Genomic DNA, 26,555 nt, shown 5'->3' with positions numbered 1-26,555 from the left:
CGAAAGTAGGTGAATAAATGGAGATACAATTTTTAGGGACAGGAGCTGGCATTCCTAGTAAATTTAGAAATGTGAGTTCTTTAGCCTTGCGTCTCCATGATGAAATTAATGAAGTTTGGTTGTTTGATTGTGGTGAAGCAACTCAACACCAAATATTACATACGACCATTCGCCCCAAAAAAATAGCGAATATTTTTATTACACATATGCATGGAGATCATATTTTTGGGCTCCCAGGCTTATTAAGCAGTCGATCCTTTCAAGGTGGAGAAACATCGTTAAATATATACGGTCCTCCTGGTATTAAGGAGTATATTCAATCGAATCTTAGATTAACGAAAAGTCGTTTAACCTATCCAATTCATATTGATGAATTAAATCCTAAGGGAGGAGAGCTGACAACTTCGAGTGGCTGGTTGGTTAAGTATTTGCCATTGCAGCATGGTGTCTTATCATTAGGATATCGCATTGAGCAACCTGATAAGCCTGGTGAGTTATTGATAGATCAATTAGCAAAATATTCGATTCCAAATGGGCCAATTTATGGCCAATTAAAGCGTGGCGAAATAGTCACATTAGCAGATGGTACGCAATTAGATGGACGAGATTTTATCGCACCTGATCAAAAAGGAAAAATTATTACGATTTTAGGGGATACTCGATTGTGTGATAATAGTCGAATACTGGCTAAGGATGCAGATGTCTTAGTCCATGAGGCAACCCATAGTGGGGAAGAGGGACAGATGGCTTATGCGTATTATCATTCAACCAACATACATGCTGCACAAGTTGCTAAAGAAGCTAATGTAAAATTATTATTACTCAACCATATTAGTCCTCGATATACAAACCAAGACATCCGAGAAATATTAGCAGAAACGCGAAAAGTATTTCAGGAAACGTATATCGCAGCGGATTTAAAGGAATTTGATATTCCAATGGCTTCTGGTTTAGCAGGTGATTCGATGTGATAACCCATTCGATATATGACTGGCAATGGCCAGAAACCCCGGACCAAACAACAATTGCAGCAATCAAAGAACGATATTCGTCTTATTCAGAAGAATTTATTACTCTAGCGATACAGCGTGGTATTCAAACAGTTGAGCAATTTGAAGCAGAAATTGTGTCTCCTCAACCAATATATCACCATCCAAATCAGTTGTACCAAATTGATTTAGCAATCGAGCGGATTACTCAAGCCATTGAGAACCAAGAAGCAATTTTGATCTATGGTGATTATGATGTGGACGGAATTACTAGTACTTTAATTCTCTATGAAGGACTGCAGACACTAGGAGCCAATGTCTTCTATCATTTGCCAAATCGATATACAGATGGATATGGACCCAATATCAAAACATGGGAAAGACTCATTGATGAACATCAACTTAATTTAATTATTACCTGTGATAATGGTGTAATTGATCACGGTGCGGTTCAAAAGATGAAAGAACATCAAGTGGATGTTATTATTACTGATCACCATGAGATTCAAGGAGAATTACCGCCCGCAATCGCGGTGATTCACCCAAAGCATCCCGATGGAAATTATCCCTTTAAAGAATTAAGTGGAGCAGGGGTTGCCTTAAAGGTTATAAGTGCATTATTGGAAGAAGTCCCTTCCGATGCTCTAGAGTTAGCCGCCTTAGGTACAATCGCGGATATGGTACCTTTGATTGATGAGAACCGAACGATTGTCAAAATGGGTCTCGAAGCAATTCGGCGCACGGAACGACCAGGGTTAATCAAATTAATTGAACAAAGCCCTCAAAATTTTGAGTATTTCGATGAAGAAACCGTCTCATTCTCCATCGCTCCAAAATTAAATGCATTAGGTCGGATAGATGACCCTCAAGAAGGTTTAGAGTTACTTCATACGTACGATCCGGTCCGGATCGAGGAAATAAGTCAAAAAATTGAGTCGATTAACGACCAGCGCAAGGCATTAACCGAGCAAATCGAGTCCGAAGTGATAGAAACACTCGAGAGCCTTGCAAAAATCCCACCGATTATTATGATGAGTGGCCCTCACTGGTTGAGTGGTGTTTTAGGTATTTCAGCAGGAAAAATTGCTCGGCTGTACCATCGACCTACACTACTTTTTCAAGAATCAACAGATAAAGCCATATATAAAGGAAGTGGACGAAGTATCGAGGGGATTGATCTCTTTGATAATCTAACCCCTTTTAAGTCGCTAATGCAGCATTTTGGAGGCCATGCTCAAGCTGTTGGGATGACATTGACAAAGTCCAACTATGAAACTTTAAAAACAGAGTTGGAAAGTCATTTTGCAAAATATCAATCCGTTATTGATCAACCCGATTCGATTAAAGTTGATTTAACGGTACCGATTGAAAGAATCAACCAAGAATTTATCGAAGAAGTCAATCAATTGGCCCCCTTTGGGATGGATAATGCTAAACCTATTTTTTGTATCGAACATGTACAAATTAATTCAAAGCGTCGTATTGGACAAGATCAGCAACATATTCGTTTGACACTTGAGCAAGCTGAATATGAATTGAATGCCATCGGGTTCTTTAAGGGTGAATCTTTCGATCAGTTTCAGCTTAATGAAGAAGTGAGTGCGATTGGAACATTGAATATTAATCGATGGAATGGGCAAACCCAAGTGCAGTTAAACTTGGAAGATCTGGGGAGTGATGGAACACGTTGGATCGATGCTCGTAGTAAACAATCGGAAACAATGTTAGCAAAGCTCTCTGAAGCAGTGTACCTTTTCCAATCGCAGTCTGTCTTAGAACGATTTCAAGCTAAGATACGAAAAGATGCCATAATTGCATTATACTCTAATATAAATCAAGTCATGGCATCCTTTACGAATCCGGTGCCATTGGTGATTATGGAATCCCCTGAACGGCTTGAGGATTTGGCAACCATCATTAAAGATCTAACATGGAATGCGATTTATTTAGGCTGTACCCAAGATCCTTTACATTATTGGGCAGGTCCTATTGAAAGAGAAGAAGTAACTAAAGTTTATCGGTTTATGTTACAGTATCCTCAAATGGACTATAATCATTATTTAAATGATATAGCTATTCAATTGTCAATTCCACTTATTAAGGTGCGACAAATTTTTATTATGTTTGTTGAGTTACAGTTTGTTAGAATTGAGGCAGGACAATTGCGACTAAATCCGATTGAGCAACATATCAAAACAGACTATACTAAAACACGATCATATCAGCAATTTGAAGATTATATTCAAAGTGAAGAGCTACTTTATGTCAGCACGGTGAATGATATTAAGAACTATTTTGAAGAGAGGTAAATTATGAACTTAAAAGATTATATTGCAACCATTCCTGATTATCCAAAAGAAGGAATTCTTTTTAGAGATATTACGCCATTGATGGCAGATGGACCGGCATTTGCTTATGCAACACAACAAATCGTTGACTATGCTCGTGAAGTTGGTGCCGAATTAGTTGTTGGTCCTGAAGCTCGAGGATTTATTATTGGTTGTCCGGTAGCTTATGCGATGGAAATAGGTTTTGCTCCAGTTAGAAAACCCAAAAAATTGCCACGAGAAGTGATTGAAGTGGAATATGAGAAAGAGTATGGGACTGATATTTTAACGATGCACCGCGATGCCATCAGTCCAGGACAAAAAGTTATTATTATTGATGACTTATTAGCAACGGGTGGAACCATTGAAGCAACCATCAAACTTGTTGAAAAGCTTGGGGGAGAAGTTGTTGGGTGTGCCTTTTTAATTGAACTTGAAGAGTTAGAGGGTGCAAAGATGCTTAAAGGTTATCCGTACAAATCACTGATGGTCTATTAAAACAATAAAACATTCAAGCGAATCACTTGAATGTTTTATTATTTGTACTAAAATTCTCTGAAGAGCGCAACGACTTTACCTAAGATGGATACGGAATTTAAAATAATATCATCCATATTATCATTTTCAGGTCGAAGGATAAAGTGATCTGGTTTTTTGAAGAAAGTCTTACAGGTGGCTTCATCATCATCAGTCATGGCGATAACGATATCGCCGTTATTGGCTGAGGATTGACGTAAAACGGTCACAATATCCCCATCCATAATACCGATATTGACCATACTTTCTCCTGCAATTTCTAACATATATAATTGACTTGGATCGTAGCGTTTGAGTGGTTCAGGTATAGGGTAGTAATCTGTAGCTTCTTCAACTGCAAGAATCGGGCTTCCGGCAGCGACACGACCAAGAAGCGGGATACTTTGAGGTTCGGCACCGACTAATTCTAAAGCTTTTTCGGTAAGTTCAAGCGCCCGAGTTTTACTCGCATCTTTGATTAGGTAACCGTTAGACTCTAATCGAGCAAGATGGCCATGAACTGTGGATGTTGAAGCCAGTCCAACGGCACTGGCAATTTCTCGCACAGTAGGTGGATAGCCATTGCTTTGAATTTCTTGATAGATTGTTTCTAAAATAGTCCGCTGTTTGTCAGATATTCGTTTCATGGATGTCACTCATTTCTAGGGTTTTATATAGTATAACAAATTTAAACAAGCGACGCAAACAAATGTTCGTATCAAAAACAGGAGGTATCCCATGTTAAGTGAAGAAAAATTAAGACGAATTAAAGAGCTCTCTCAAAAGAAAAAAGCAGGTGATTTGACAGAAAGTGAACAAGTAGAACGTGAAGTTTTACATCAAGAATACTTGCAAGCTTTTCGTCAATCGATGCGTCAACAACTGGATCATCTAAAAGTCATTGATCCAGAAGGTAACGACATTACACCAAATAAGTAGATTCAAATTTCTTTTGTTTTTCCCAGCATAATTCTTTTTTTTATAAATTATATCGGGTATGATAATAAGGTAGATAAAATAGATGAGGAGGGATTCTATGCCAGAATGGGGTTGGATCTTAATAGCAATTCTTGCATTTATTGGAGGACTAGTATTAGGATATTTTACAGCACGTAAGTATATTATGAACTATCTTAAAGAAAATCCGCCAATTGATGAACAAATGATTACGATGATGATGGCTCAGATGGGCCAAAAACCTTCAAAACGCAAAGTTCAACAAATTATGAACTCAATGCGAACACGAAATTCTTAAAACAAATGAGAAGTCCCCATAGTGGGACTTCTTTCATAATGTCTTTTTGAAATCAGATTGAGAGGTTTGGATAGAATGAATATGTTTAGTAAATTAGGATGGTTTTTTAAACAACATATTCGTGAATATATGGTAGGAATTTTGATGCTGATTCTAATTAGTCTGATTACAGCATATGTTCCGATTATTATTGGACAAGTTATCGATGGAATGAATGCGAGCACATTAACTCGAAACGATCTTACTATATATGCAGGAATGTTATTGTTTATTGCGATTGCTCAATATTTTATGCGTTATATTTGGCGTACTAAAATATTCGGAACGGCTGCTAAATTAGAAAATATATTGCGACGTCAATTGTTTGAACATTTTACCAAAATGGACGCGATATTCTTTCAAAAATATCGTACAGGGGATCTAATGGCTCGTTGTACGAATGACCTGCGTGCGATTCAAATGGTAGCAGGGGCTGGAATTTTAACGTTAGTTGATTCCATGTCTCAAGGGTTGTTAACCTTATTTATGATGTTCTTTTTAGTTGACTGGCGTTTGAGCCTTGTTTCAATTATTCCGATACCACTCTTATACTTCTTAATTCGTCATGTCGGATCTAAATTAAACTACCATTCACGCAAAGCTCAAGCAGCATTTTCAAATTTAAATAATAAGGTACAAGAAAGTGTGACAGGGGTCAAAGTAATTAAGACGTTTGGTGAGGAAGAACTGGATATTGAAGATTTTAACAGGTTAACTCAGCAAGTCGTCGATAAAAACCAAAAAGTCTATCAATATGATGCGACATTTATGCCAGTGGGTAGAATGATTATGGGGCTTGCGACCGTAATCAGTATCTTTTATGGTGGTTTTCTAGTGGCTAATGGCCAAATTACGATTGGATTGCTTGTTGCTTTCATCAGCTATTTAACGCGATTAATGTGGCCAATGATTGCCATCGGCCGGTTATTTAATATTTTAGAACGTGGCGCGGCAAGTTATGATCGGATTCAATCAATTTTAGATGAAAAGAGTCATATTATTGAAGCACCGAATGCCATTGAGGCGCCAATCCGAGGTTCACTTTCTGTGGACATTCAAGAATTTATTTACCCAGGTGAGAGTGCTCCCGCACTTCAAGATATTCAATTTAATTTGAAAGCAGGTCAAACATTGGGTGTGGTTGGGAAGACCGGTTCTGGTAAAACAACCATTTTTAAATTATTACTTCGAGAGTATGATCGCTTTAAGGGAACGATCGAGTATGATCATCAAAACATTAAAGACTATTCATTAGATGCGTTGCTCCGTCGAATCGGTTATGTACCACAAGACAATTTCTTATTCTCGACAACCGTTCGTGATAATATTCGTTTTGCGAATATGGAATCTACCCAAGATGATGTAGAAGCAGCAGCCAAATTAGTGAGTGTTCATGATGATATTTTACGGTTTAGTCAAGGTTATGACACACTGGTGGGTGAGCGTGGTGTTGCGTTGTCCGGTGGACAAAAACAACGGATTGCGATGGCACGGGCAATGATTATTGATCCGGCACTTTTAATTTTAGATGATTCTTTATCTGCGGTAGATGCAAAAACGGAAGAGCGTATTGTTCAGTCGATTAAACAAAATCGATCGAATAAGACGACGATTATATCTGCTCATCGTTTGAGTAGTGTTATGCATGCTGATGAAATTATTGTCGTTGATCAAGGTCGTATTACTGAACGAGGTAATCACGATGAATTGATTGCAATAGGCGGCTGGTACAGAGAGATGTTTGAACATCAACAACTAGAAGCTTCCGAGACATTCGAAGAGGAGGAGGTATAATGGTGCAAGAAAAACAATCCGTTTGGTCACAAAAAATTCCGATTAAAGAACAAATCGAAGTGACTCAGCGTATCTCCAAGTATACTCGTCCATATCTAAAACAATTTCTAATGGCAATTGTCTTTTCAATTATAAGTATTGGAATTACCGTAGTGCTGCCAAGACTCGTCCAATTATATATTGACCGTTATTTAAAAACCAGTAATGTAACCCTTCGGATTGCATTGATGTTTGCTGTAATCTATTTAGTTTTATTGGTACTACAATCATTGTTTAACTATCTGACGACGTATATTTTTAATATGGCATCCGAACGGACGGTTCAAAATATTCGGACGATTATCTTTACGAAAGTTAATCAACTTGGAATGCGTTACTTTGATCAAACCCCTGCGGGGTCAATTGTGACACGAGTGACTAATGATACTGAAACATTAAAGAACTTTTGGTTAACCTTCTTCTCGGTATTTGAAGGCATTGTGACGATTATTAGTGTCTTTATCGGGATGTATTTACTCAACCCACAGATGGCACTGTATTTTCTACTGTTTATTCCGATCATGTTCTTAATTATTTGGTATTACCAAAGTTATAGTTCTCGAGTCTATCGATCAATGCGAGAAATTGTCAGTCGTTTGAATTCGAAAATCAATGAGACAATCTTGGGGATGAATATTATTCAAGTTTTCCGACAAGAACATCGTATGATGGAAGAATTTGATAGGATGAACGATCAACATTTTGCTTCGCGTAAAGAAATGATCCGGATGAATGCTTTACTGTTAATGAGCTTAATCGGATTCTTAGAGAGTCTTGCCTTAGCCCTAGTTATTTATATTTTAGGGGGGCAGTTCTTTGATGGATTGGTTGAAGTAGGAATGATATATGCATTTACTCAATATTGTATTCAATTTTTCCGTCCGATGGGAATGATGATGGATAGCTTGAGTATGTTGCAAGAGGGGGTTGTTTCATCTTATCGAATTCTGAGAGTGTTAGATCACCAAGAGGAAGTTCCACATCAACAAGTTGATCCAGCACATCCTGCCACGATTACCAACGCGCATATCGTTTTTAATCATCTAACCTTTTCGTATGATGGGGAACAAAATGTATTAGATGATGTTAGTTTTGAGGTTCCTCCAGGAGAAACCGTAGCGATTGTTGGACATACCGGTAGTGGTAAGAGCTCGATTATTAATGTTTTAATGCGATTTTATGAGTTTCAATCTGGAGATGTCCTAATCGATGGTCAGTCAATCCGTAACTTCTCATATGATACATTGCGTCAAGAGGTTGGACTGGTTTTACAAGATTCATTCTTGTTTTACGGGGATGTCAGTCGGAATATTCGTTTGCTCGATCAAACAATTACTGATCGAGAAGTTGAAGAGGCTGCAGAGTTTGTCAATGCCGATCAATTTATTAATAAATATTCTGAAGGCTATCAACGACGCGTAATTGAGCGTGGAGCAAGTTATTCAAGTGGAGAAAAACAATTGATTTCATTTGCTCGAACCATGGTCCGCCAACCGAAAATTTTAATTCTTGATGAAGCGACAGCGAACATTGATACTGAAACTGAGGAATACATTCAAGAAAGTTTAAGTAAGATGCGTAAGAATCGAACGACCATTGCGATTGCGCACCGACTCAGCACCATTAAAGATGCAGATAATATTATTGTATTGGATCAAGGTAAAATTATTGAGCAAGGTACACATGATCAGCTAATTGCTCAAAAAGGAACATACTATCAAATGTATCAATTGCAAACTATGAATTAAAAAACAAAGGCTAAGATTTTGAGCGAAAAATCTTAGCCTGTTATTATTTGTCATATTAATCACGTCGTTTGTCTTCAGGAATATGATATTGATAATTTGGATTGATTAAGGCATCAAGGCGATCGAATTCGGCTTGAATTTGTTGATCAATGTTGGCGAAGTCCTCTTTATTATAAGCTAAATTGCTGTTATAGGGTATCGGATCGCCAAAGGCAATCCAACCTGTTTGATGGGTAAGGACTTGCCATAAATTTTTTGGTGGTTGAATGGCTACCGGAACGATATCTGCTTTACTTAGTTTTTGGATAAATGCCGTACCAGATTTAATTTGAGTTGAATACCGCGATCCTGTAGGGAATATTCCTAAATTCATCTGATCTTCAGTGAGAATCTTCGTTGCTTGTCGAATTGTTCGAGTGGTTGGTTTTTCGCGGTTAACAGGGAATGCATGGATCTGTTTTATGATCCAACCAATAATTGGTATTTTGAATAGAGATTCTTTGCCCATCATTGCAGTTTTTTGGGGTAAAAGAACTAATATTAAATAAATTGGGTCAATCCATGAGCGGTGTGTAGCAGCATAAATAACCGGTCGATCTGAGATATTTTTTCGACCAATCACACCAGGTTGACCGTGAAATAATAATATTATAAATTTTAAGATGTGTAGTATGATATAATACATAAATAACCTACCTTTTTATTTGGGTTCAAATATTGACTATATTAAAGCATATCTAGCAAATAAAAACAAATGATTGAGAGGTCACTATGAGTAAACCAGCAGTAACATACGAATTAATTAAAGAAGAAAAATATACAGGGGCCCGCTTAGGCATTTTGCATACACCACATGGAAGTTATGAAACACCTATGTATATGCCTGTAGGGACATTAGCAACTGTTAAAGGTCTGTCACCAGAGGAATTAATCGATGCTGGCGCAGGAGTTATTTTAAGTAACACTTATCATCTATGGTTAACACCAGGAGAAGATATTGTGGAACGTGCAGGTGGTTTGCACTCCTTTATGAATTGGCCGCAAGGAGTTTTAACTGACTCGGGTGGTTTTCAAGTTTTCTCGCTGAGTGCCAATCGTAAAATTGTTGAGGAAGGCGTTCATTTCCGCCATCATTTAAATGGCTCTAAATTATTTTTAACACCAGAGCGTTCGATTGAAATTCAAAATGCGCTTGGAGCGGATATGATTATGAGTTTTGACGAGTGTCCGCCCTTTGATCAAACACACGATTATGTCGAAAAATCGATTAACCGAACGACACGCTGGGCCGAGCGGGGACTGAAAGCTCACCAAAAACCAGATCAACAAGCTTTATTTGGAATTATTCAAGGTGCGGGCTATAAGGATCTACGCTTGCAACATGCTAAAGATTTAGTTTCACTGGATTTCCCAGGGTATTCGATTGGGGGACTTTCTGTCGGTGAGACCAAAGAAGAAATGAATGAAGTCTTAGATTATATTACGCCCGTCATTCCAAAAAATAAGCCTCGCTATCTAATGGGGGTTGGAACACCAGACTCTTTAATTGACGGTGTGATTCGTGGAATTGATATGTTTGACTGTGTGCTTGCAACGCGAATTGGTCGTAATGGAACTTGTATGACACATGATGGCCGACTTGTTGTCAAAAATGCAAAGTATAAAGATGATTTTACCCCAATCGATCCAGATTGTGATTGCTACGCTTGTCGTCATTATACACGAGCTTATATTCGTCACTTGATTCATACGAATGAGATGTTTGGTTTGCGATTAGCTTCGCTTCATAATACGCATTTCTTGTTAAATCATATGGCAAATATTCGTCAGGCCATTCGAGACGACCAACTATTAGATTACCGTGAGTATTTCTTTGAGCGTTATGGTTATAATAAACCTAATGCAAAAGATTTTTAGATAGTCATTTAATTTAAAATTTGTTACAATTTAATATATAGTGAAGGAGGAGTATAAATGGAATTACTTCAAGCTTTTTTACCATTTATTGTTTTGATGGGGATTATGTATTTCTTAATGATACGACCACAGAAAAAACAACAAGAAACAAAGCTGAACATGCTTAACAATTTAAAGCCAGGTGATCATATTATCACAATCAGTGGACTTCACGGTGTAGTCGATGAAGTAAATCATACTAAAGGCATTGCTGTGATTGACTGTGAGGGTGTGTACTTAACATTCAACCTTCCTGCGATTGCACAAGTTGTTGAGCCAGTTGAGCCCGTCGTAGATGGTATTGTTGTTGAAGAAGTTGATGTTGTTGAAGATGTCGAGGGTGTTGAAGACACTCAAGAATAATCTAAAAGATTTTTCACATAATCCAAGTAAAGTATTACCTAATTTGGGATAGTTTACTTGGGTTTTATTTATGAAATAAATTGAGTAGAGGAGGATATTGATGCGATATGGTATTTTGACTTTTCAAGAACCTAAACCTGACATATCGCATAAAATATTGCATGTCGATATGGATGCATTTTATGCCAGTATTGAAATTCGAGATAATCCTGACTTGAAAAATCGACCCGTGGTGATTGCGCGTCATCCTCAACTAACTCAAGGTCGGGGCATTGTAACCACCTGCAACTATATTGCTAGACAATATGGGATTCATTCAGCGATGAGTGCTAAAGAAGCCTATGATCGATGTCGCCATGCCGTATTCATCCCTCCGAATATAGATTATTATCGACAAATATCGCAGTCGATTCATCATATATTTAGACAATATACAGATTTAATTGAACCTGTTTCATTAGATGAAGCCTACCTAGATGTGACAGATAACAAAAAGAAAATTAATAGCGGAACCATTATTGCGCAACAAATTCAATCTCAAATTGAAGAAGAGTTACATCTTACTTGTTCGGTGGGTGTCTCGTATAATAAATATATTGCTAAAATTGCCTCTGATTTCAAAAAACCACATGGTATTACAGTGGTAGAACCCACTGATGCAGCCGAATTTTTGAAACAATTAGATATTAAAAAATTTCCTGGTGTCGGAAGAAAAACCTATCCACAATTTATTGAATTGGGAATCGAGTCTGGTGCCGATCTGTATGAAAAAGACTTAGAGTTTTTAATTCAGCATTTTGGGAAATTGGGCTATACTTTATATTATAAGGTTAGAGGTGTATCAAACTTTGAAGTTAAACCTAAAAACCATCGAAAATCATATGGTCGTGAGCGGACCTTTGCGCCATTTTTAGTGACACCAGCTGCAGTAAACGATCAATTAGAACGTCTAGCGCAATTACTTGATCGTAATGGAAGAATTAAAGAGCTTCGAGCTTATACCGTCACTTTAAAAGTACGCTATGAAAATTTTGATACACTGACCCGTCAAACACAATTGTTCCAGCCCGTTACCACACCCGAAGAAGTTGTGCAGGTGGTAAGCAAATTATGGCAAGAGCATGGTGATGCTACTCGATCGGTCAGATTATTGGGTATTACTTTATCTAACTTTGATGATCCACTTTATAGCCCGATGCGTCTTTTTTAATAAACATCATCCGAAAGCATCACGAGACTGAAAAATAGACCGTATAAATATAAAAGAAAGGTGCATCCAGATGTCAACTAAGCATGAATTAGTGATACAACATATTAAATCTTTGCCGATTGGACAAAAAATCTCTGTTCGTGGAATTTCAAAAAAATTAAGTGTGAGTGAAGGGACATCTTATCGAGCGATAAAAGAAGCAGAGCAAATTGGGCTTGTTTCAACAATTGATCGAGTGGGTACGATAAGAATTGAACAAAATAATCAAAAATCAAATCCAACCTATTTAACTTATCGTCAAATCGTACCTATTATTGAAGGAGAAATTTTAGGAGGAGAGACGGGGGTAGATCGTCATTTAAATCGTTTTATTATTGGTGCGATGACCTTGGATCAAATTGAAAAATATTATTTGCCCAATACGCTTTTAATTGTTGGTAACCGCTCAAATGTTCAAAAACAAGCGTTGGAACATAATGTCGCTGTTTTGATTACGGGGGGGTTTAAGCCGAATGATTCGATGATTGCACTAGCAAATCAAAAAGAGTTGCCAATTATCACGTCCCCATTCGATACGTTTACGGTTGCTTCACGCATCAATCGTATGATGACGAATCAAGAAATTGAAAAGGAAATCATGACGATTAAGGATGTTTATATACCCATTGACAAGGCAAATTCTTTAGTCGGTTCTGATTCAGTTCGAACTTTTAATCAATTAACACAATCTACCGGTGTTTCTCGGTTTCCAGTACATTACAACAAACGTTTAGTAGGCATTGTCACTGCAAAGGATGTCATCGGAAAGCAAGAGGAGACACTTATCGAGCGTGTTATGACACGAGAAGTCGTAACGGTTCGAGATTATATGACGATTGCCAATGTATCGCATTTGATGGTCCGTGAAGACATTGAAATGCTCCCAGTTGTGGCCGATAACCTTGAATTAATTGGGATAATTTCACGACAAGATGTAATGCGTGCCATGCATTCAATTGAAAATCAACCACAATATTCTAATACTTATGAAGATGAAGTCATTACACATTTGAATCATTTAATGGTAACGGATAATGAGAATCCTTATGACTTCTCGATTACAGTTCAACCTCAGATGCTAAATTCATACGGAACCTTATCTAATGGTGTTTTATGCGAATTACTATCTTATATTACGAATCAAAAAATTAATTATGTAACAGGCTATAGTAGTATTATTGAAAAGATTCACCTCAACTCATTTAATTTAATTCAACTTTATAATGAGATTCATTTTAAAGTTGAGATATTCCATCAAAATCGCCGTAATGCGCATGCTCAAATTGATATTTTTTATGAAAATTCATTGTGCGCTAAAGCAATTATTACAGCACAAATTATTGAAAGTATGTAAGGAGATTAGCATGTATATTTTAAAACAAGATATAGAAAACTTGATGAGCTACATCCATCAATATGATCGAATTATCATTCACCGCCATCTTAATCCAGACCCTGACGCAATTGGATCTCAACTTGGATTAAAGGAATTGATCCAATATAATTTTCCTCACAAGGAAGTTTATGCAGTGGGCAATACCGCGGAGACATTACAGTGGATGGGCGAAATGGATCGGATTCATCAAAATGATTATTCTGGGAGTTTAGTAATTATTACTGATACAGCAAACCGTCCTCGTATTGATGATGGTCGCTATATACATGGAGATTGTTTAATTAAAATCGACCACCATCCATTAGTGGATGAATACGGTGATTTATCGCTAGTCTATCCTCAAGCGAGCTCGACGTGCGAATTAATTACCCAAATGATTCAACAAAATCCATCGATGTTTCGTATGAATCACGCGGCTGCCTCACTGCTTTATGCAGGAATTGTGGGAGATACAGGCCGATTCATGTTTGATAATACGACGGAGTCTACCTTTGAATCTGCATCATTTTTAATGCAATATGAAGTCGATTTGTTTAAAATACATACTACCTTCAACACATTGTCTTTTCCGATGTTAAAATTCCAAAGTTATTTGCTCGATCAACTGAATGTAAGTGAACCAGGAATTGCCTGGATGAAGATTACGCAAGAAGTGCTACAAAAATTTGATATCACTGAAGAAGAAACCAATGCATTTGTTAATTTACCGAGTGTTTTAGCAGAAGTTTACGCATGGGTGATGTTGGTGGAACAGAAGGATGGCACTTGGCGCATGCGAATCCGTTCAAAAGGCCCAGTAATCAATCAACTGGCTGCAAAATACGAGGGAGGCGGACATCCAAAAGCTAGTGGAGCTAATGCTGCTAACGAAGAAGTTATCAATCAATTTTTAGAGGATTTAAAAGAACAAGTTCAATATTATTTAAACACATTTGAAAGGAGTGAATAAAAATGGATAATCTATTGTTAGAATTACCAAAAGATATTCAAGCTGCTTTAAAAGATTTGGATTTTAAAGAATTAACCCCGGTCCAAACACAAGTTTTGCCTTTAGCAATGCAAGGCGAAAACTTAATGGTCCAATCGCATACCGGAACTGGCAAAACTCATGCTTTCTTGCTTCCGATTTTTCAAAAAATTGATCGCGAAAAAGATGAAGTCCAAGTCGTCATTACAGCACCAAGCCGTGAATTAGCAGATCAAATCTATCAAGCCGCAAATCAGCTTAATAATTATTTAGAAGAACCGGTTTCAATCGTTTGCTATGTGGGGGGAACAGATAAACAGCGCCAAATAGAACGACTATCGCCGAAAAACCAGCCACAAATGGTCATTGGAACTCCTGGACGAATTTTTGACCTCATGTCTGAGAATGCATTGCATGTACAAACGACTCGGATTTTTGTTGTCGATGAAGCGGATATGACGTTGGATTTAGGATTTTTACCGATTGTTGATGAGATTGCCTCGAGAATGCCACAAGACTTGCAAATGATGGTCTTTTCAGCAACGATTCCACAAGAAATACAAGTTTTCTTAAATAAATATATGCCTGCAATGAAGGTCATTCGCTTAAATCCTGGAGAAGTCATTTCTTCAAATATTACGAATTACTTAATTAATGTGCGGGGTAGGGATAAATTAGCATTACTCCATGAATTGTTAACAATTGGTCAACCTTACTTAGTCCTCATCTTTGCGAATACAATTGAATATGTTGATGAAATTCACCGTTACTTAATGCAACAAGGAATGAAAGTTGCAAAGATACATGGGGACATCTCTTCGCGTGAGCGTAAGCGTGTGATGCGTCAAATAAGAAATATGGATTATCAATTTGTTGTTGCAACAGATTTGGCAGCAAGAGGAATTGATATTCCAGGAACATCTATGATTATAAATATGGAGATTCCAACAGATTTGAATTTCTTTGTTCATCGAATTGGCCGGACGGGACGTCATAATTTATTGGGTGAAGCTTATACATTGATTACTCCTGACGATATGGACGACATTGATTCACTTCGATCAAGAGGTATCCCATTTGAATGGATTGATATTGTACAGGGGGATTTCAAAGCTATCGATTCGAAACCAGGACCCGTTAACACGACAGTCAGTCCACAATATCGCGATGATAAAGAAATTAACCGAATTATCAATCAGACACGTAAAAAGAAAGTCAAACCGGGTTATAAGCGGAAAATGAAAGAGCAAATTAAATCGAGACAACAACATTTACGTCGACAAAAGAATAATAAGAAACGTTAAAAAAAGACTCAAACTGTATTTATTTCAAGCACTCGCTTCATAATAAGAGAAGTCAGTACCTAAACTATGCAGTTTGAGTCTTCTATTTATTTATCTCTATCTTTGTCCGAGGGATTATCTTCATTTTTAGGATATAGATCCACAACATCAGTAGAACGTTTTTGATCGGTTTCTTTGTTTTGTTGATTTGAATTTTCGCGTTGATTGAGTTCATCCATCTGACGTTTAATTTCATCTTGAACAGAATCGATGTCAATATCTAGTGTTTTCATGATAAATTGAATGTAATGTGTGTGATTTCTTAAACAGATAAAGAAAATTACCAAGCACAACGTTGACAAAATAAGAAAAGATGAGGATATTAGTGGGAAAATCCAAGATACCGCTTCTAATAATAAAACTGGAGCATATGAAATAACCGTCATAATTTTTAAGCGATCGCGCCAAAGAATCGGGCGTGTGAGACGAAAGTTAAATAGTCCAGCAATTCCATTGATTAGAATCAAATCAAACCAATATCGAATAAAGAACATCATAAAGTAGCTGAAGACAATGGATAGGAACATACTAATTTGATTAGTTTGTGGATAATCTAATAATAACTTGAGTCGATGTGGATTCCCTACAAGATATTGTCCGTTAGGAATTGTAATAACTTGTTGATTTAATACGGCTGTAACATCATCTTGTAAGATAAAAAGTGATAAAAATTTAGTACTTTTCAATGTTGATGGACGTTCTTCATTCAACGCGCGCTGATTTAGCGACTCACGCTTTAAATCATCATCAATAATGAGTTTAAAGTAACTTCCTTCGTAATAAAGTGGCTTGCTGTTTTCCTCAAGCTGTAACACATTATTTTGAATTTCATAATTTGGTAGATACTCAATGGCTTCAGACATTTCAGTACTGATTTGTTGAATTAGAGGAGTTACTTTCAACATGGTAGAGATAGCTAAAATAAGTGTAACAAGTGCCATTCCAAGTTGCAGTATCCACCAATTAATATTGAGTGATTCAATATAATAGCGTGGGTTACGCACACCATGGCGAACAATATTAATTAAATTGCGCATTGACAAAACCTTCTTTCGAGAGATTGATAACAATTATTTCATAAAATCTTAATAAATATTCTGAATAGTTCTACTATACTATTTTTTGTTAATTAATCAAACATACGGCAATGATTGATTTATCAATTGTACTTTGATAAACTAGCAACAGCTTAATTTTTATAGTAAAGAGGGGTCAAGCATTGAATCAATCCATCTCTAAAAAACAGAATAAATCTCATATTCCAGGGCGACTCAATTTTTTATTTTTTGTCACCTTTCTTTGTTTTGCAGCACTGTTTGTTCGTTTAGCATATATCCAACTCTATAGTGGTGAACGATTCTCAAATATGGTTCAACGAACAGAATCCACACTTTCTACCGGAACGGTGCCACGTGGAATGATTTATGATAGCTTTGGTAAAGTATTAGTCGGTAATCGACCAGAACAAGCAATACTTTATACGAGAAATAGCGACTCGGTGGTCTCCCCAAATGACTTAGTAGATATTGCAACCCAACTTGCCTCATTGATCGAGGTGCCAAATACTCATTTAACCGAGCGAGATTTAAAGGATTATTTTATTGTTAAAAATACAAAGACTGTCAATGATCGGTTATCTAAAGAAGAAAAACAACTAAAAGGAACAGATCTTTACCAAGCACAGTTAGATAAAGTTACCTCCGAAGACATTCAGTTTTCAAATGCTGAAGAAAAAATTGCTGCTTTATTCAGACAAATGAATGCAGCGTATGCTTTCTCCACTGTACCAGTTAAAAACCAAAATGTGACTCCGGAAGAGATTGCCCGTGTTTCCGAGCAGTTAGGAAATCTGCCAGGAATTAGTATCGGAACAGATTGGCAACGAATCTATCCACAAGAAGATATGTTAACGTCGATTTTAGGACAAGTTTCTTCTGAACGACGAGGTATTCCAAGTGAAGTGGCCGGAGAATACTTACTTAGAGGTTATGCAATGAATGACCGAGTCGGAATTAGTTATTTAGAACAACAATATGAAGATTCATTACGAGGAACAAAATCACTTTATAATTTTGTGACGGATTCTTCGGATAGTATTATTAAATCAGAACAGCTATTCGAAGGAACGAAGGGCGACAACATCGTGATGACTATTAATTCTGATTTTCAAAAGCGAATTGATGACATTCTAGAAAATGCTCTACGTGATATGCCGCAACAAGGGCTGAACGACCGAGCTTATGTTGTTGCAATGAATCCCAAAAATGGTGATATTCTAGGTATTTCAGGCAAGCGGTATGAATATGATGCCAATGCAGACAATTATAATAAAGATGAAATTATCGATGATACGCTGGGTGCAATTAATTCGAGCTTTGGTATGGGATCGAGTGTCAAGCCAGCGATGGTCCTGATTGGTTATATGGAAAATGTAATTTCAATCGACAATAATCAAATCATTGATGAACCATTAAAATTTCAAGCTTCCCAATGGAAGAGTTCGGTATTTAACCGGGTTGAACAGAATGAGAAAATTGAACTTGATGATATTACCGCGCTACAAAAATCATCGAACATTTATATGATTAAATTGGCAATGCGTATTGGTGGTCAGTATACTTATGAAGAAGAAGGGCGCTTAAGCATTGTGCCTGAAACATTAGAAAAAATACGTCAATATTTTGCTTTATTTGGGCTAGGTGTCGAGACAGGAATTGATTTACCGAATGAATCTGCTGGTTTTCTTCCTGAAAGCGATCAACTCGTTAGCGCGTTAGACTTATCATACGGGCAGTTTGACTTATATACGCCACTACAAATGGCTCAGTATGTCTCAACGATTGCAAATGGTGGAATTCGATATGCACCTCGATTAGTTAAAGAAATTCGCGGAACAGATGCAGATGGTAATTTAGGTGATGTCAAATCAACCATCGAGCCTAAAGTGATGAATATTATCCCAGTCAGTCCAGAGCAAATGGCGCGAATCCACGAGGGGATGCGACAAGTTTCTCATACTGATGAGGGTACAGCACGTTATTTATTCAAAAACTATCCGATTACAGTCGGGTCTAAAACGGGTACAACAGAAGCTTTCTATTCAGGTCCAATTCAATATGCACAAAATCAACCTGTAACGAATGCTACATTTATTGGTTTTGCACCTTATGATGACCCTGAAATTGCAATCAGTGTGGTAGTTCCATTTCTAGAAGAAGAGAACTGGGGACGGATTAGTACCCAGATTGCTCGAGAAGTAATGAATGCATATTTTGAATTAAAGGCAGAAACAAAACAATTGATAGAGGACTATATGAACTCACCAGCCTCTTCCACGGTTGATTAAACAAATAACCCCAGAAGTTTTGGTTCTCTGTCAAATGATGTTGGTGGAGAATTTCCTGCCCAGAGAATTTTTCTCTGGGTTTTTATTGTGCTATCTATTAACTAAGCAGCTAACTAAGCAGCAGAATGTATATTAGCTTCTTCCTTTTCTTTTTCTTGTTGCTTTTCTTCTTTAAATGTTAAGGGGCGTAGGATTAGTTTGCCTTCGGATGTTAGTTTTTGAGTCAGGATAATGCGAGCCTTGAGATGGTCAAAGCGACGGTAACCGTAACCGGTTCGTTTAACGAGCTTGATTTTATTGTTAACTCCTTCAATATAGCCATTAGATAAGGTGTAATGACAAGCTTTCTTGATTCCTTCGAGATAGCGCTTAATGGTATTAAAGCTCTTACGAAGTGGACGAGAGAAGGTATATTTTCGGCTTTCTTCTAACAAGTATTCAATTTCCGAGTCATGATGGTGATTGACGGCAAACTTCATTCGATTGACCCAGTCATAAGCTTGCCTCAAGCGAGGATCTAACTGAATCAAATAGTCCACTCGCATTTTCTCAGTCATAACTCCCTCATAAAGACGATGAGCGTAATAGTTGGTAAAGTCTAACGTTTCGCTATTTTTGAGGATTAACTTCCACTCTTGCTTGAGCTTTCGATAATCACGTGGGCGTTTTGTCTTGAGGTGATTCATCACCTTCACTCGTATTTGATTTAAGGTCCGATTCAGTAGTTGGATGACATGGAAGCGATCAATAATCATTTTGGCATCAGGAAAGAGCTCTTGGAAGAATTTATAGTAAGGACTGTACATATCAATAGTAATCGTCTTCACTTTTCGACGCTCTTGTAGAGAATAGCGCATAAAATAAGCTTCGAGGGTCTTTTGCGTGCGATCTTCTAAGACATCAAAAAGAGTATGCTTATGATTATTAACAAGCACGCAGGACATGGCTCCAACAGCTGATTTAACAGATTTAAATTCATCAATAGCTAGATGTTGAGGTAGATGTGGACGGTAGCTCTTCTCTGCTTCTAAACTCTCTTCAAGTATACGAATCACCGTGGTCACGGATACGTTGAAGTGTTGAGCAATCAAGGACATGGACTGTGTTTGAGCCAGTTCAAAAAGGATCATGTGCTTGATTCGCTTACTAATAAAGGAATGTGCATCCACCAGATCTGTCTGAGCAGTAAAGGTATGCTGACAATGCTTACAATAGAATCGTTGCTTCTTCAAAACTAAACGAATCGCTTGAAAGTCTAGTTGACCTAGAAGAAGCTTGGACTTTACAAATCCGTGGTTGATGATATCTGCACTTGAATGATTGGTAGCACCACAGTGCTGACAAGCTGTAGGCCGGTAGGTTAAAGTGCCAATTAAATGGATTTCATTACGATTCTTATGGCGAACGGTTTCCACTTGGTCTTCTAATTTGATATGTGGGTCTTCAATTTTTAACAATTTTGCGATACAATGGTTCTGAGTCATAGGAACTTCCTTTCTAATGTTTGATTAGCACTTACATTTTAGGAATTCTATGGCTCTTTTTCAATATAAAATAAAAAATGATGCCAATGAGTTTTCACTCACCAACATCATTTATTATAGAACCGAAGTTTTTAGAATAAACTTCTGGGGTTTGTTTTCGTTTAAGGCTTTATAAAACGTTCTTATTAGTTGTAATAATACGCGCCGCCTGTAATAATATTCGCAATCTCATCTAAGGACATATCTGGACTTAATTCGAATGTTCCGCTTTGCATTACAGATTCAAGTTGCCACTCTTCGATGAGTTGATATAATTCATCGGCTGAGTCAATAATTCCATTTGATTCAAGTTGTTGTGCAATTTCATCTGCCGTTTCACCAGGGTCGATCGTAAACGCATGAGTATTTTCATACTGTATATTCTCAGAGGCTTCTTCTTGAGTAGAAGTCGTCTGTGAGGTATTGTTTTCATTTTGTGTTGGCTGATTTTGTGCATTTTTATTTTTTTCTCGAAGTGCGACAATTTCAGCATTTAAGTCATTACGATTTTTTTCTAGTTTTTCAATTTCTTTTGTCAATTTATCGTTTTGTTGTTTTAATTGATTAAATTCTTCTTGATCGACCGAATTGAAAATAGATCCGACGGTATTTCCTGAAACAGGAACATGTCCTTGTAATAAAGCGAAGACCATGGTGATGATTGCAGCAGCTAAAAAGCCAGCGCCCATCATACGCAATGTTTGCTTCTTCATTAATTTCACCTTCTTTATTTATTCTCGATGTAATTATCAATGACCGATTGGACGAGTTGAGTGGATAGGTCAATTTGTTGACTAATTTCACTCATTGTATAACCTTGTGAATAAAGACGGATGATTTCTTCGTACGTATTATCATCAATATCATCAATTGTAATATGTTCGATCAATTCTTCATTGCCATGATTATCGGTAACTAAAACTGCCTCTTCTTGCCCAACAATTAACTCGTCTGGCTCAGTTTCTAAAGAGAAAGAAGGCGGGGTAATTCCTTGATGTTGCTCTAAATGAGCAATACGTTGTTTCAGTTGATACATCTCTTCTGATTGTTGTACCGTAAATTCACTTAATTCACGATCAATATCATTCGTATCTTGAGTAAAGAATGAAGCAATAAGTAGAATGATGGCAATCGCAAGTAATACAATAATTAAAATCCAAATTTCCATAGTAACACCTCTCTCATAAATTAATAGTACCTCAATTAAATATATTATCAAATGTCACGAAAGAATCAATTGTTTTTACTTTACAGTAAGGTGAAAATGGTGTGTTGTAAAATGAATTGCAACACTCAGTAATTTCTGAAATACAAAAAGACATGAAGATTCGTTATACTTAAATCACCACAAAATAAGCAAAGGAGAATCTTCATGTCCACAAATAATTATAACACAAATCAGAACCAATCATTTACTCATTTAGACTTTAAAGAAAGACAGCTAATAGAAAAATGGTTAAATGAAGATATTAGTAAAGCAGAGATAGGCAGACGCCTTGGACGTAACCGCTCCACAATCCATAGAGAAATTAATCGGGGCACTGTAGAACAGATCAAGCAGATTAATGGCTATAATAAGAAAGTCACTGTGTACTACTCAGATTCTGGTCAATCTGTTTATGAAAATAGACGTTTAAAGTGTGTCCGCAAAAAGATTGTTTCTTTCTCGAGCGCTTTCTTCTCTGCGCTGGAGGATGCCTTCACTAAAGGATTGTTTAAAGGTAAACAGCGGCTCTACAACATAAAGACATTTATAGCTCTTTATAGAAAAAAGCATCCTGTAGAGAATATACCAACGTTTAAAACCGTCTATTCATATATACGTCAAGGTCTTTTGTCTATCAAACCACATGACTTACCTGTCATGTATCGTCTGAAACCAAGAAAAAACCAGCATAGTAACCCTAAGGGTAAAAACAAAAGAATCTTAGGTACCAGTATCACCGATCGTCCAGAGGACGTCTTATCAAGAGAAACATTTGGACACTGGGAAGCTGATCTGGTTAAAGGGAAGAAAACGAAAAATGAACCGGCAATCATTACCTTGGTAGAGAGAAAAACACGCTATGCCATTACTAAGAAAATCAGCGACTATAAAAGTCAAACGGTTAAAAATGCCTTTGAAGAGATTCTAGCAGATAACCCTAACCTATTTGCTTCAATAACTTTTGATAATGGTTCTGAATTCTCCTTAATGTCTGAACTCAATACAGACGTATATTTTTGTCATGCCTACGCATCCTGGGAACGGGGCTCAAACGAAAACTTCAATAAACTGTTGAGGGAATTCATCCCTAAAGGAAAATCCATCCATCTTTTTTCAGAAATGGATATCGATCAAGCCACTCAGGCAATCAATAAAAGGATTAGAGAAGTGATAGGGCTACGTTCATCAGAAGAGTATTTTCAACAATGTCGTATTTAAATTTTTTCTTCTCCTAGGGGAAGAAGTAAAGAGATTTTAAGTTCATCGAATCATGTAACAGAAAGTGTTGCATTTAACTTTACAACTCAAGGTAAGGTGAAAATTCCAATAAATGATAAAAAAGTATTTATTTATTTGAAGACCTATGATACAATATTTCAGTACTTATGCTTAAGGCAGCAAAAAGGAGGTCCATAAATGCGAGTAAATATTAATTTAGAATGTACTGAATGTGGAGACCGCAATTATCTAACTTCAAAAAACCGTCGTAACAATCCAGAACGTTTAGAAGTTATGAAATATTGTCCACGTCTTCGTAAAGTAACGCTTCATAGAGAAGTTAAGAAATAATTTGTCAAACCGTTACTCTTGTAACGGTTTTTTGTTATACCTTTTTTTGCTATACTAGGGATATATATGATGAGAAAGGAAGAGCTGTATGGATAAAGCAGAACTAAGACAAAATACTTTAACACAACTAGCTAATCTCACAGGGAGTGAACGCGAAGCAGCAGAATTGAACTTAATGAACCAATTTGAAACATTAATTAAGCAACGAGGATACCGAAAAATTGGATTCTACTATGGTAAATTTCCGGAATTAACGACTACAAAATTCTTTGAAAAATTTCCAGAAATTGATTTTTACTTACCAAGAATTATGCCGAAACGTCAGCTGCGCTTTCACCTTTATAAAGTTGGCGATTCCCTCGAAGAAGAATGGGGAATTCCTCAACCAATTGAATCAGCTCCAGATTTAGATGTGAATGAGTTAGATTTATTAATTGTTCCAGGAGTAGCATTTGAGCCTGCAGGGTATCGAGTTGGGTTTGGTGGAGGTTATTATGATCGTGTATTAAAAGACCTCAAGACACCTACGGTATCTTTGATATTCAAAGAACAATGGAATCAACAACGAGTTTGGGAATTAAATGAATTCGATTTGCCAGTTCAACAAGTAATAATTGATCAACGGGAGACTATCAGTGAATAAACGAATCTCTAAGTACTTTAATGTACCGCTTGTAACCTATGGCTTAATCACTTTAAATATTGCCGTCTATGGCTGGATGTTGTACCATTACCGGACCACTGAGTCGATTGATGCGTTAATTCAAACTGGCGCAATGTACAGTCCACTCGTCTATCTTCAAAATGAGTGGTGGCGTTTTATAACGGCATCATTTATTCACATTGGGTTTGAACATTTTATTTTTAACATGATTACCCTTTATTTTCTAGGTAAAGATATTGAAGCGTTATTAGGACATTTTAACTTTAGCTGTATTTATTTATTCGCCTGTGTTGGCGGCAATTTATTTTCAAGTTTAGCAAATCTGAATGTTTCTGCAGGGGCAAGTACAGGTATCTTTGGTCTGTTTGCTTGCTATATTATTTTGAGTTATTTGAACCCTGATTCCTACACCTTAAAATCTCGCTCAATCACTTTTATGACTTTACTTATTTTACAATTTGTGACGGGATTATTCTCGGTAGGGATTGATACTTGGGGGCATTTAGGAGGGGCGGTATATGGTGCATTAATTACGCTAGTCATTGGACCTTCTTCAAAAGAATTCTTTAGCCAACGGCATCGAATATTTGCGGTGTTCGTGCTAATTATATTAAAATGCGCTTTGTATTATTTCGGATATATGAATACTGTCAGATAAGGAGATCGTTATGTCGCAATTTGTTATTGGAATTGATTTAGGGGGAACCACTTCGAAAATGGCGGTCCTTACACCAGAGGGTGAGATTTTATCAAAGTGGTCAATTCCTACTGATATTGAACAACAAGGGCAAAATATTGTCCCAAATATTATTCAGTCAATTAAAGAGAAAATATATGAGTTAGATTTATCCGTCGAGGAGCTCATTGGAATAGGGATGGGTAGCCCGGGAGCAGTTAATCACAAAGCTCAAACTGTTATTGGAGCATATAACTTAAACTGGGAAACTGAACAAAATGTAGGTGAACAATTTAAGAATGCTTTCGATGCTCCATTTTGTATCGATAACGACGCAAATATTGCAGCTTTAGGAGAGCAGTGGATGGGAGCCGGAAAAGGACATCAAAACGTAGTAATGGTCACCTTAGGAACTGGCGTCGGAGGAGGTATTGTAGTTCAAGGAGATTTGCTACACGGTACTTACGGATCTGCTGGTGAAATTGGTCATATTATTGTGGATCCTGATACAGATATTCAATGTACTTGTGGCAATCACGGTTGTCTTGAAGCGCTTGCTTCTGCTACGGGAATCGTAAATCTCGCTAAAAAGTATATGGAAGAAACAGATATCGAGAGTCAATTAAAAGAAGCTGTTGAAGTGGGTCTACCTTTGGATGCTCGACTAATATTTGACTGTGCCCAATCTGGAGATACTTTAAGTCAACAAATTGTTGATCAATTTTGTCGTTATTTAGGGCTTGCATGTGGTCACCTAAGTTGTATACTCAATCCTTCGCGTATTATTCTCGGTGGTGGCGTTGCGCAATCGGGAGAAATGATGCGGGCAAAAGTAGAATCTTATATGCTGCAGTATACATTCCCAGCCATCCGTAACCACGCTAAATTGGTATTAGCGACTCTAGGAAATGATGCAGGGATATATGGAGCAGCAAGATTAGTTCATAATTATATCAATGACTAGGAGAGGTAGAGAAGGATGACATTATTAAATATATTATTAACATTTATTGGAATATTATTAATCGCTTATGCTATTTATTGGTTTGTTTTATGGGTAATGCGTCAACGCTCAGCAAAAATGATTAACGAAGTTGAACTTTCAAAAATTATTCGCAAAGTTCAGTTAATTGATGTACGAGAACATGCTGATTATAAAGCAAATCATATTTTAGGTGCGCGAAATATTCCCAGTACCCAATTTAAAATGCGATTGAATGAGATACGTTCAGACCAACCAGTGGTTCTTTATGACTTCGGAATTAATAGTGCTTCTCGTTGTGCCAATCTTTTGCGTAAAGCAAATTATTCTGACGTCTATATCCTTCAAGGTGGCATGGAAGGTTGGAATGGGAAAACAAAATCTGATTTATAATCGATAACATTTTAAAAATGAAAAGTACAAAAGGCTGCATGATGCAGCCTTTTTGTATGCGATAAATTATTTAAACATTGGAATTGCGTTCATTACGAGGCTAAATAACATCGTGCCTAGCATAATCGTTACCATTACAATCGCAATCAATCTAACAATATAATCCATTTTACTTAATTTTTTTCGTTTGTTTGATTTATTAAATTTCAACTAA

Annotated in this window: 27 protein-coding genes; 20 read left to right on the top strand and 7 right to left on the bottom strand. The window is 36.9% G+C overall.

Features of this window, described 5'->3' with window-relative positions; all coding sequences use genetic code 11:
* The first annotated feature begins 17 nt into the window (after nucleotides 1–17).
* Genes rnz through HMPREF9707_RS08925 form a run of 3 tightly spaced genes read left to right on the top strand, consistent with a single transcriptional unit; the run spans nucleotide 18 to nucleotide 3,814 of the window.
* The gene (gene rnz / locus HMPREF9707_RS03810; protein ID WP_006701388.1) at nucleotides 18–971 is read left to right on the top strand and encodes a ribonuclease Z; all 954 of its coding nucleotides are present in this window, start codon (nucleotides 18–20) and stop codon (nucleotides 969–971) included.
* Nucleotides 968–3,298 carry a single-stranded-DNA-specific exonuclease RecJ gene (gene recJ, locus HMPREF9707_RS03805; protein ID WP_006701387.1) on the top strand — a complete coding sequence of 777 codons (2,331 nt, stop codon included), beginning with the start codon at nucleotides 968–970 and terminating at the stop codon, nucleotides 3,296–3,298. Before rnz ends, recJ begins: the two co-directional genes overlap by 4 nt.
* Before the next feature lie 3 nt (nucleotides 3,299–3,301).
* Nucleotides 3,302–3,814, top strand: a complete 513-nt coding sequence (locus tag HMPREF9707_RS08925; RefSeq protein ID WP_006701386.1) for an adenine phosphoribosyltransferase — start codon at nucleotides 3,302–3,304, stop codon at nucleotides 3,812–3,814.
* 47 nt (nucleotides 3,815–3,861) lie between these two features.
* Here HMPREF9707_RS08925 and lexA read toward each other — a convergent pair whose 3' ends face one another.
* A complete protein-coding gene (gene lexA, locus HMPREF9707_RS03795) occupies nucleotides 3,862–4,479 on the bottom strand; it encodes a transcriptional repressor LexA (protein ID WP_006701385.1) in 618 nt (205 codons plus the stop codon).
* Between the two features lie 91 nt (nucleotides 4,480–4,570).
* On the opposite strand from lexA, the gene HMPREF9707_RS03790 reads away from it, so the two are divergent.
* The 4 genes from HMPREF9707_RS03790 to HMPREF9707_RS03775 all read left to right on the top strand — a co-directional run bounded on the left by HMPREF9707_RS03790 (nucleotide 4,571) and on the right by HMPREF9707_RS03775 (nucleotide 8,707).
* Nucleotides 4,571–4,771, top strand: a complete 201-nt coding sequence (locus HMPREF9707_RS03790; RefSeq protein WP_006701384.1) for a DUF896 domain-containing protein — start codon at nucleotides 4,571–4,573, stop codon at nucleotides 4,769–4,771.
* 97 nt (nucleotides 4,772–4,868) lie between these two features.
* Nucleotides 4,869–5,087, top strand: a complete 219-nt coding sequence (locus HMPREF9707_RS03785; RefSeq protein WP_006701383.1) for a YneF family protein — start codon at nucleotides 4,869–4,871, stop codon at nucleotides 5,085–5,087.
* A gap of 75 nt (nucleotides 5,088–5,162) precedes the next feature.
* Nucleotides 5,163–6,920 (top strand): ABC transporter ATP-binding protein, encoded by a 1,758-nt coding sequence (locus HMPREF9707_RS03780; RefSeq protein ID WP_006701382.1) that lies wholly within the window; start codon nucleotides 5,163–5,165, stop codon nucleotides 6,918–6,920.
* Nucleotides 6,920–8,707, top strand: a complete 1,788-nt coding sequence (locus HMPREF9707_RS03775) for an ABC transporter ATP-binding protein (protein ID WP_006701381.1) — start codon at nucleotides 6,920–6,922, stop codon at nucleotides 8,705–8,707. Before HMPREF9707_RS03780 ends, HMPREF9707_RS03775 begins: the two co-directional genes overlap by 1 nt.
* A 55-nt stretch (nucleotides 8,708–8,762) precedes the next feature.
* On the opposite strand, the gene HMPREF9707_RS03770 is transcribed toward HMPREF9707_RS03775, so the two are convergent.
* Nucleotides 8,763–9,392, bottom strand: a complete 630-nt coding sequence (locus HMPREF9707_RS03770) for a lysophospholipid acyltransferase family protein (protein WP_006701380.1) — start codon at nucleotides 9,390–9,392, stop codon at nucleotides 8,763–8,765.
* Between the two features lie 86 nt (nucleotides 9,393–9,478).
* Between HMPREF9707_RS03770 and tgt the strand changes: the two genes are divergently transcribed.
* The 6 genes from tgt (at nucleotide 9,479) to HMPREF9707_RS03740 (ending at nucleotide 15,942) form a co-directional block, all read left to right on the top strand.
* Nucleotides 9,479–10,624: a tRNA guanosine(34) transglycosylase Tgt gene (gene tgt / locus HMPREF9707_RS03765; RefSeq protein WP_006701379.1), complete on the top strand. Its 1,146-nt coding sequence runs from the start codon at nucleotides 9,479–9,481 to the stop codon at nucleotides 10,622–10,624.
* 57 nt (nucleotides 10,625–10,681) lie between these two features.
* Nucleotides 10,682–11,026 carry a preprotein translocase subunit YajC gene (gene yajC, locus HMPREF9707_RS03760; protein ID WP_006701378.1) on the top strand — a complete coding sequence of 115 codons (345 nt, stop codon included), beginning with the start codon at nucleotides 10,682–10,684 and terminating at the stop codon, nucleotides 11,024–11,026.
* Nucleotides 11,027–11,126: 100 nt separating this feature from the next.
* A complete protein-coding gene (gene dinB, locus HMPREF9707_RS03755; protein WP_006701377.1) occupies nucleotides 11,127–12,236 on the top strand; it encodes a DNA polymerase IV in 1,110 nt (369 codons plus the stop codon).
* A 70-nt stretch (nucleotides 12,237–12,306) separates the two neighbouring features.
* Nucleotides 12,307–13,629 carry a DRTGG domain-containing protein gene (locus HMPREF9707_RS03750; RefSeq protein ID WP_006701376.1) on the top strand — a complete coding sequence of 441 codons (1,323 nt, stop codon included), beginning with the start codon at nucleotides 12,307–12,309 and terminating at the stop codon, nucleotides 13,627–13,629.
* 10 nt (nucleotides 13,630–13,639) lie between these two features.
* Nucleotides 13,640–14,620, top strand: a complete 981-nt coding sequence (locus HMPREF9707_RS03745; protein WP_006701375.1) for a DHH family phosphoesterase — start codon at nucleotides 13,640–13,642, stop codon at nucleotides 14,618–14,620.
* Nucleotides 14,621–14,622: 2 nt separating this feature from the next.
* The gene (locus HMPREF9707_RS03740) at nucleotides 14,623–15,942 is read left to right on the top strand and encodes a DEAD/DEAH box helicase (protein WP_006701374.1); all 1,320 of its coding nucleotides are present in this window, start codon (nucleotides 14,623–14,625) and stop codon (nucleotides 15,940–15,942) included.
* Nucleotides 15,943–16,028: 86 nt separating this feature from the next.
* Here the strand turns inward: HMPREF9707_RS03740 and HMPREF9707_RS03735 are convergent, their stop codons facing one another.
* Nucleotides 16,029–17,018: a DUF1189 family protein gene (locus tag HMPREF9707_RS03735; protein ID WP_006701373.1), complete on the bottom strand. Its 990-nt coding sequence runs from the start codon at nucleotides 17,016–17,018 to the stop codon at nucleotides 16,029–16,031.
* Between the two features lie 182 nt (nucleotides 17,019–17,200).
* Here HMPREF9707_RS03735 and HMPREF9707_RS03730 point away from each other — a divergent pair, with 182 nt between their 5' ends.
* The gene (locus HMPREF9707_RS03730; RefSeq protein WP_006701372.1) at nucleotides 17,201–19,327 is read left to right on the top strand and encodes a peptidoglycan D,D-transpeptidase FtsI family protein; all 2,127 of its coding nucleotides are present in this window, start codon (nucleotides 17,201–17,203) and stop codon (nucleotides 19,325–19,327) included.
* Between the two features lie 113 nt (nucleotides 19,328–19,440).
* Here the strand turns inward: HMPREF9707_RS03730 and HMPREF9707_RS03725 are convergent, their stop codons facing one another.
* The 3 genes from HMPREF9707_RS03725 to HMPREF9707_RS03715 form a co-directional block, all read right to left on the bottom strand.
* On the bottom strand, nucleotides 19,441–20,811 hold the full coding sequence (locus HMPREF9707_RS03725; RefSeq protein WP_006701371.1) for an ISL3 family transposase: 1,371 nt from the start codon (nucleotides 20,809–20,811) through the stop codon (nucleotides 19,441–19,443).
* A gap of 185 nt (nucleotides 20,812–20,996) precedes the next feature.
* The gene (locus HMPREF9707_RS03720; protein ID WP_006701370.1) at nucleotides 20,997–21,563 is read right to left on the bottom strand and encodes an endolytic transglycosylase MltG; all 567 of its coding nucleotides are present in this window, start codon (nucleotides 21,561–21,563) and stop codon (nucleotides 20,997–20,999) included.
* Between the two features lie 14 nt (nucleotides 21,564–21,577).
* Nucleotides 21,578–22,018, bottom strand: coding sequence for a hypothetical protein (locus tag HMPREF9707_RS03715; RefSeq protein ID WP_006701369.1), 441 nt, complete (start codon nucleotides 22,016–22,018; stop codon nucleotides 21,578–21,580).
* Between the two features lie 204 nt (nucleotides 22,019–22,222).
* Between HMPREF9707_RS03715 and HMPREF9707_RS03710 the strand changes: the two genes are divergently transcribed.
* The 6 genes from HMPREF9707_RS03710 to HMPREF9707_RS03685 all read left to right on the top strand — a co-directional run bounded on the left by HMPREF9707_RS03710 (nucleotide 22,223) and on the right by HMPREF9707_RS03685 (nucleotide 26,341).
* Nucleotides 22,223–23,275, top strand: a complete 1,053-nt coding sequence (locus tag HMPREF9707_RS03710; RefSeq protein ID WP_006701368.1) for an IS30 family transposase — start codon at nucleotides 22,223–22,225, stop codon at nucleotides 23,273–23,275.
* A gap of 198 nt (nucleotides 23,276–23,473) precedes the next feature.
* Nucleotides 23,474–23,626, top strand: coding sequence for a 50S ribosomal protein L33 (gene rpmG / locus HMPREF9707_RS03705; RefSeq protein WP_006701367.1), 153 nt, complete (start codon nucleotides 23,474–23,476; stop codon nucleotides 23,624–23,626).
* An 88-nt stretch (nucleotides 23,627–23,714) separates the two neighbouring features.
* Entirely contained in the window at nucleotides 23,715–24,269 is a 555-nt protein-coding gene (locus HMPREF9707_RS08465) for a 5-formyltetrahydrofolate cyclo-ligase (RefSeq protein ID WP_006701366.1), read from the top strand.
* The gene (locus HMPREF9707_RS03695) at nucleotides 24,262–24,948 is read left to right on the top strand and encodes a rhomboid family intramembrane serine protease (protein ID WP_006701365.1); all 687 of its coding nucleotides are present in this window, start codon (nucleotides 24,262–24,264) and stop codon (nucleotides 24,946–24,948) included. Before HMPREF9707_RS08465 ends, HMPREF9707_RS03695 begins: the two co-directional genes overlap by 8 nt.
* Nucleotides 24,949–24,958: 10 nt before the next feature.
* Nucleotides 24,959–25,930 carry an ROK family glucokinase gene (locus HMPREF9707_RS03690; protein WP_006701364.1) on the top strand — a complete coding sequence of 324 codons (972 nt, stop codon included), beginning with the start codon at nucleotides 24,959–24,961 and terminating at the stop codon, nucleotides 25,928–25,930.
* A 15-nt stretch (nucleotides 25,931–25,945) separates the two neighbouring features.
* On the top strand, nucleotides 25,946–26,341 hold the full coding sequence (locus tag HMPREF9707_RS03685) for a rhodanese-like domain-containing protein (protein ID WP_006701363.1): 396 nt from the start codon (nucleotides 25,946–25,948) through the stop codon (nucleotides 26,339–26,341).
* 66 nt (nucleotides 26,342–26,407) lie between these two features.
* Here HMPREF9707_RS03685 and HMPREF9707_RS08720 read toward each other — a convergent pair whose 3' ends face one another.
* Nucleotides 26,408–26,551 (bottom strand): DUF4044 domain-containing protein, encoded by a 144-nt coding sequence (locus HMPREF9707_RS08720; protein WP_006701362.1) that lies wholly within the window; start codon nucleotides 26,549–26,551, stop codon nucleotides 26,408–26,410.
* Nucleotides 26,552–26,555: the final 4 nt, after the last annotated feature.

The organism is Falseniella ignava CCUG 37419 (genome assembly GCF_000301055.1).
Taxonomy (GTDB): Bacteria; Bacillota; Bacilli; order Lactobacillales; family Aerococcaceae; genus Falseniella; species Falseniella ignava.
The sequence above is the reverse complement of the archived record's forward strand: the minus strand, read 5'-3'. Positions and strand labels throughout refer to the sequence as shown.

Excerpts from the sequence above, each read along its gene's own strand:
- HMPREF9707_RS08925 (WP_006701386.1), top strand. The coding sequence starts at position 3,302 with ATGAACTTAAAAGATTATATTGCAACCATTCCTGATTATCCAAAAGAA.
- HMPREF9707_RS03780 (WP_006701382.1), top strand. The coding sequence starts at position 5,163 with ATGAATATGTTTAGTAAATTAGGATGGTTTTTTAAACAACATATTCGT.
- HMPREF9707_RS03715 (WP_006701369.1), bottom strand. The coding sequence starts at position 22,018 with ATGGAAATTTGGATTTTAATTATTGTATTACTTGCGATTGCCATCATT.
- HMPREF9707_RS03785 (WP_006701383.1), top strand. The coding sequence starts at position 4,869 with ATGCCAGAATGGGGTTGGATCTTAATAGCAATTCTTGCATTTATTGGA.
- lexA (WP_006701385.1), bottom strand. The coding sequence starts at position 4,479 with ATGAAACGAATATCTGACAAACAGCGGACTATTTTAGAAACAATCTAT.
- HMPREF9707_RS03770 (WP_006701380.1), bottom strand. The coding sequence starts at position 9,392 with ATGTATTATATCATACTACACATCTTAAAATTTATAATATTATTATTT.
- HMPREF9707_RS08465 (WP_006701366.1), top strand. The coding sequence starts at position 23,715 with ATGGATAAAGCAGAACTAAGACAAAATACTTTAACACAACTAGCTAAT.
- HMPREF9707_RS03685 (WP_006701363.1), top strand. The coding sequence starts at position 25,946 with ATGACATTATTAAATATATTATTAACATTTATTGGAATATTATTAATC.
- HMPREF9707_RS03750 (WP_006701376.1), top strand. The coding sequence starts at position 12,307 with ATGTCAACTAAGCATGAATTAGTGATACAACATATTAAATCTTTGCCG.
- rpmG (WP_006701367.1), top strand. The coding sequence starts at position 23,474 with ATGCGAGTAAATATTAATTTAGAATGTACTGAATGTGGAGACCGCAAT.
- HMPREF9707_RS03690 (WP_006701364.1), top strand. The coding sequence starts at position 24,959 with ATGTCGCAATTTGTTATTGGAATTGATTTAGGGGGAACCACTTCGAAA.
- HMPREF9707_RS03710 (WP_006701368.1), top strand. The coding sequence starts at position 22,223 with ATGTCCACAAATAATTATAACACAAATCAGAACCAATCATTTACTCAT.
- HMPREF9707_RS03745 (WP_006701375.1), top strand. The coding sequence starts at position 13,640 with ATGTATATTTTAAAACAAGATATAGAAAACTTGATGAGCTACATCCAT.
- HMPREF9707_RS03720 (WP_006701370.1), bottom strand. The coding sequence starts at position 21,563 with ATGAAGAAGCAAACATTGCGTATGATGGGCGCTGGCTTTTTAGCTGCT.
- HMPREF9707_RS03740 (WP_006701374.1), top strand. The coding sequence starts at position 14,623 with ATGGATAATCTATTGTTAGAATTACCAAAAGATATTCAAGCTGCTTTA.
- HMPREF9707_RS03775 (WP_006701381.1), top strand. The coding sequence starts at position 6,920 with ATGGTGCAAGAAAAACAATCCGTTTGGTCACAAAAAATTCCGATTAAA.
- HMPREF9707_RS03735 (WP_006701373.1), bottom strand. The coding sequence starts at position 17,018 with ATGCGCAATTTAATTAATATTGTTCGCCATGGTGTGCGTAACCCACGC.
- HMPREF9707_RS03790 (WP_006701384.1), top strand. The coding sequence starts at position 4,571 with ATGTTAAGTGAAGAAAAATTAAGACGAATTAAAGAGCTCTCTCAAAAG.
- rnz (WP_006701388.1), top strand. The coding sequence starts at position 18 with ATGGAGATACAATTTTTAGGGACAGGAGCTGGCATTCCTAGTAAATTT.
- dinB (WP_006701377.1), top strand. The coding sequence starts at position 11,127 with ATGCGATATGGTATTTTGACTTTTCAAGAACCTAAACCTGACATATCG.
- yajC (WP_006701378.1), top strand. The coding sequence starts at position 10,682 with ATGGAATTACTTCAAGCTTTTTTACCATTTATTGTTTTGATGGGGATT.
- tgt (WP_006701379.1), top strand. The coding sequence starts at position 9,479 with ATGAGTAAACCAGCAGTAACATACGAATTAATTAAAGAAGAAAAATAT.
- HMPREF9707_RS03725 (WP_006701371.1), bottom strand. The coding sequence starts at position 20,811 with ATGACTCAGAACCATTGTATCGCAAAATTGTTAAAAATTGAAGACCCA.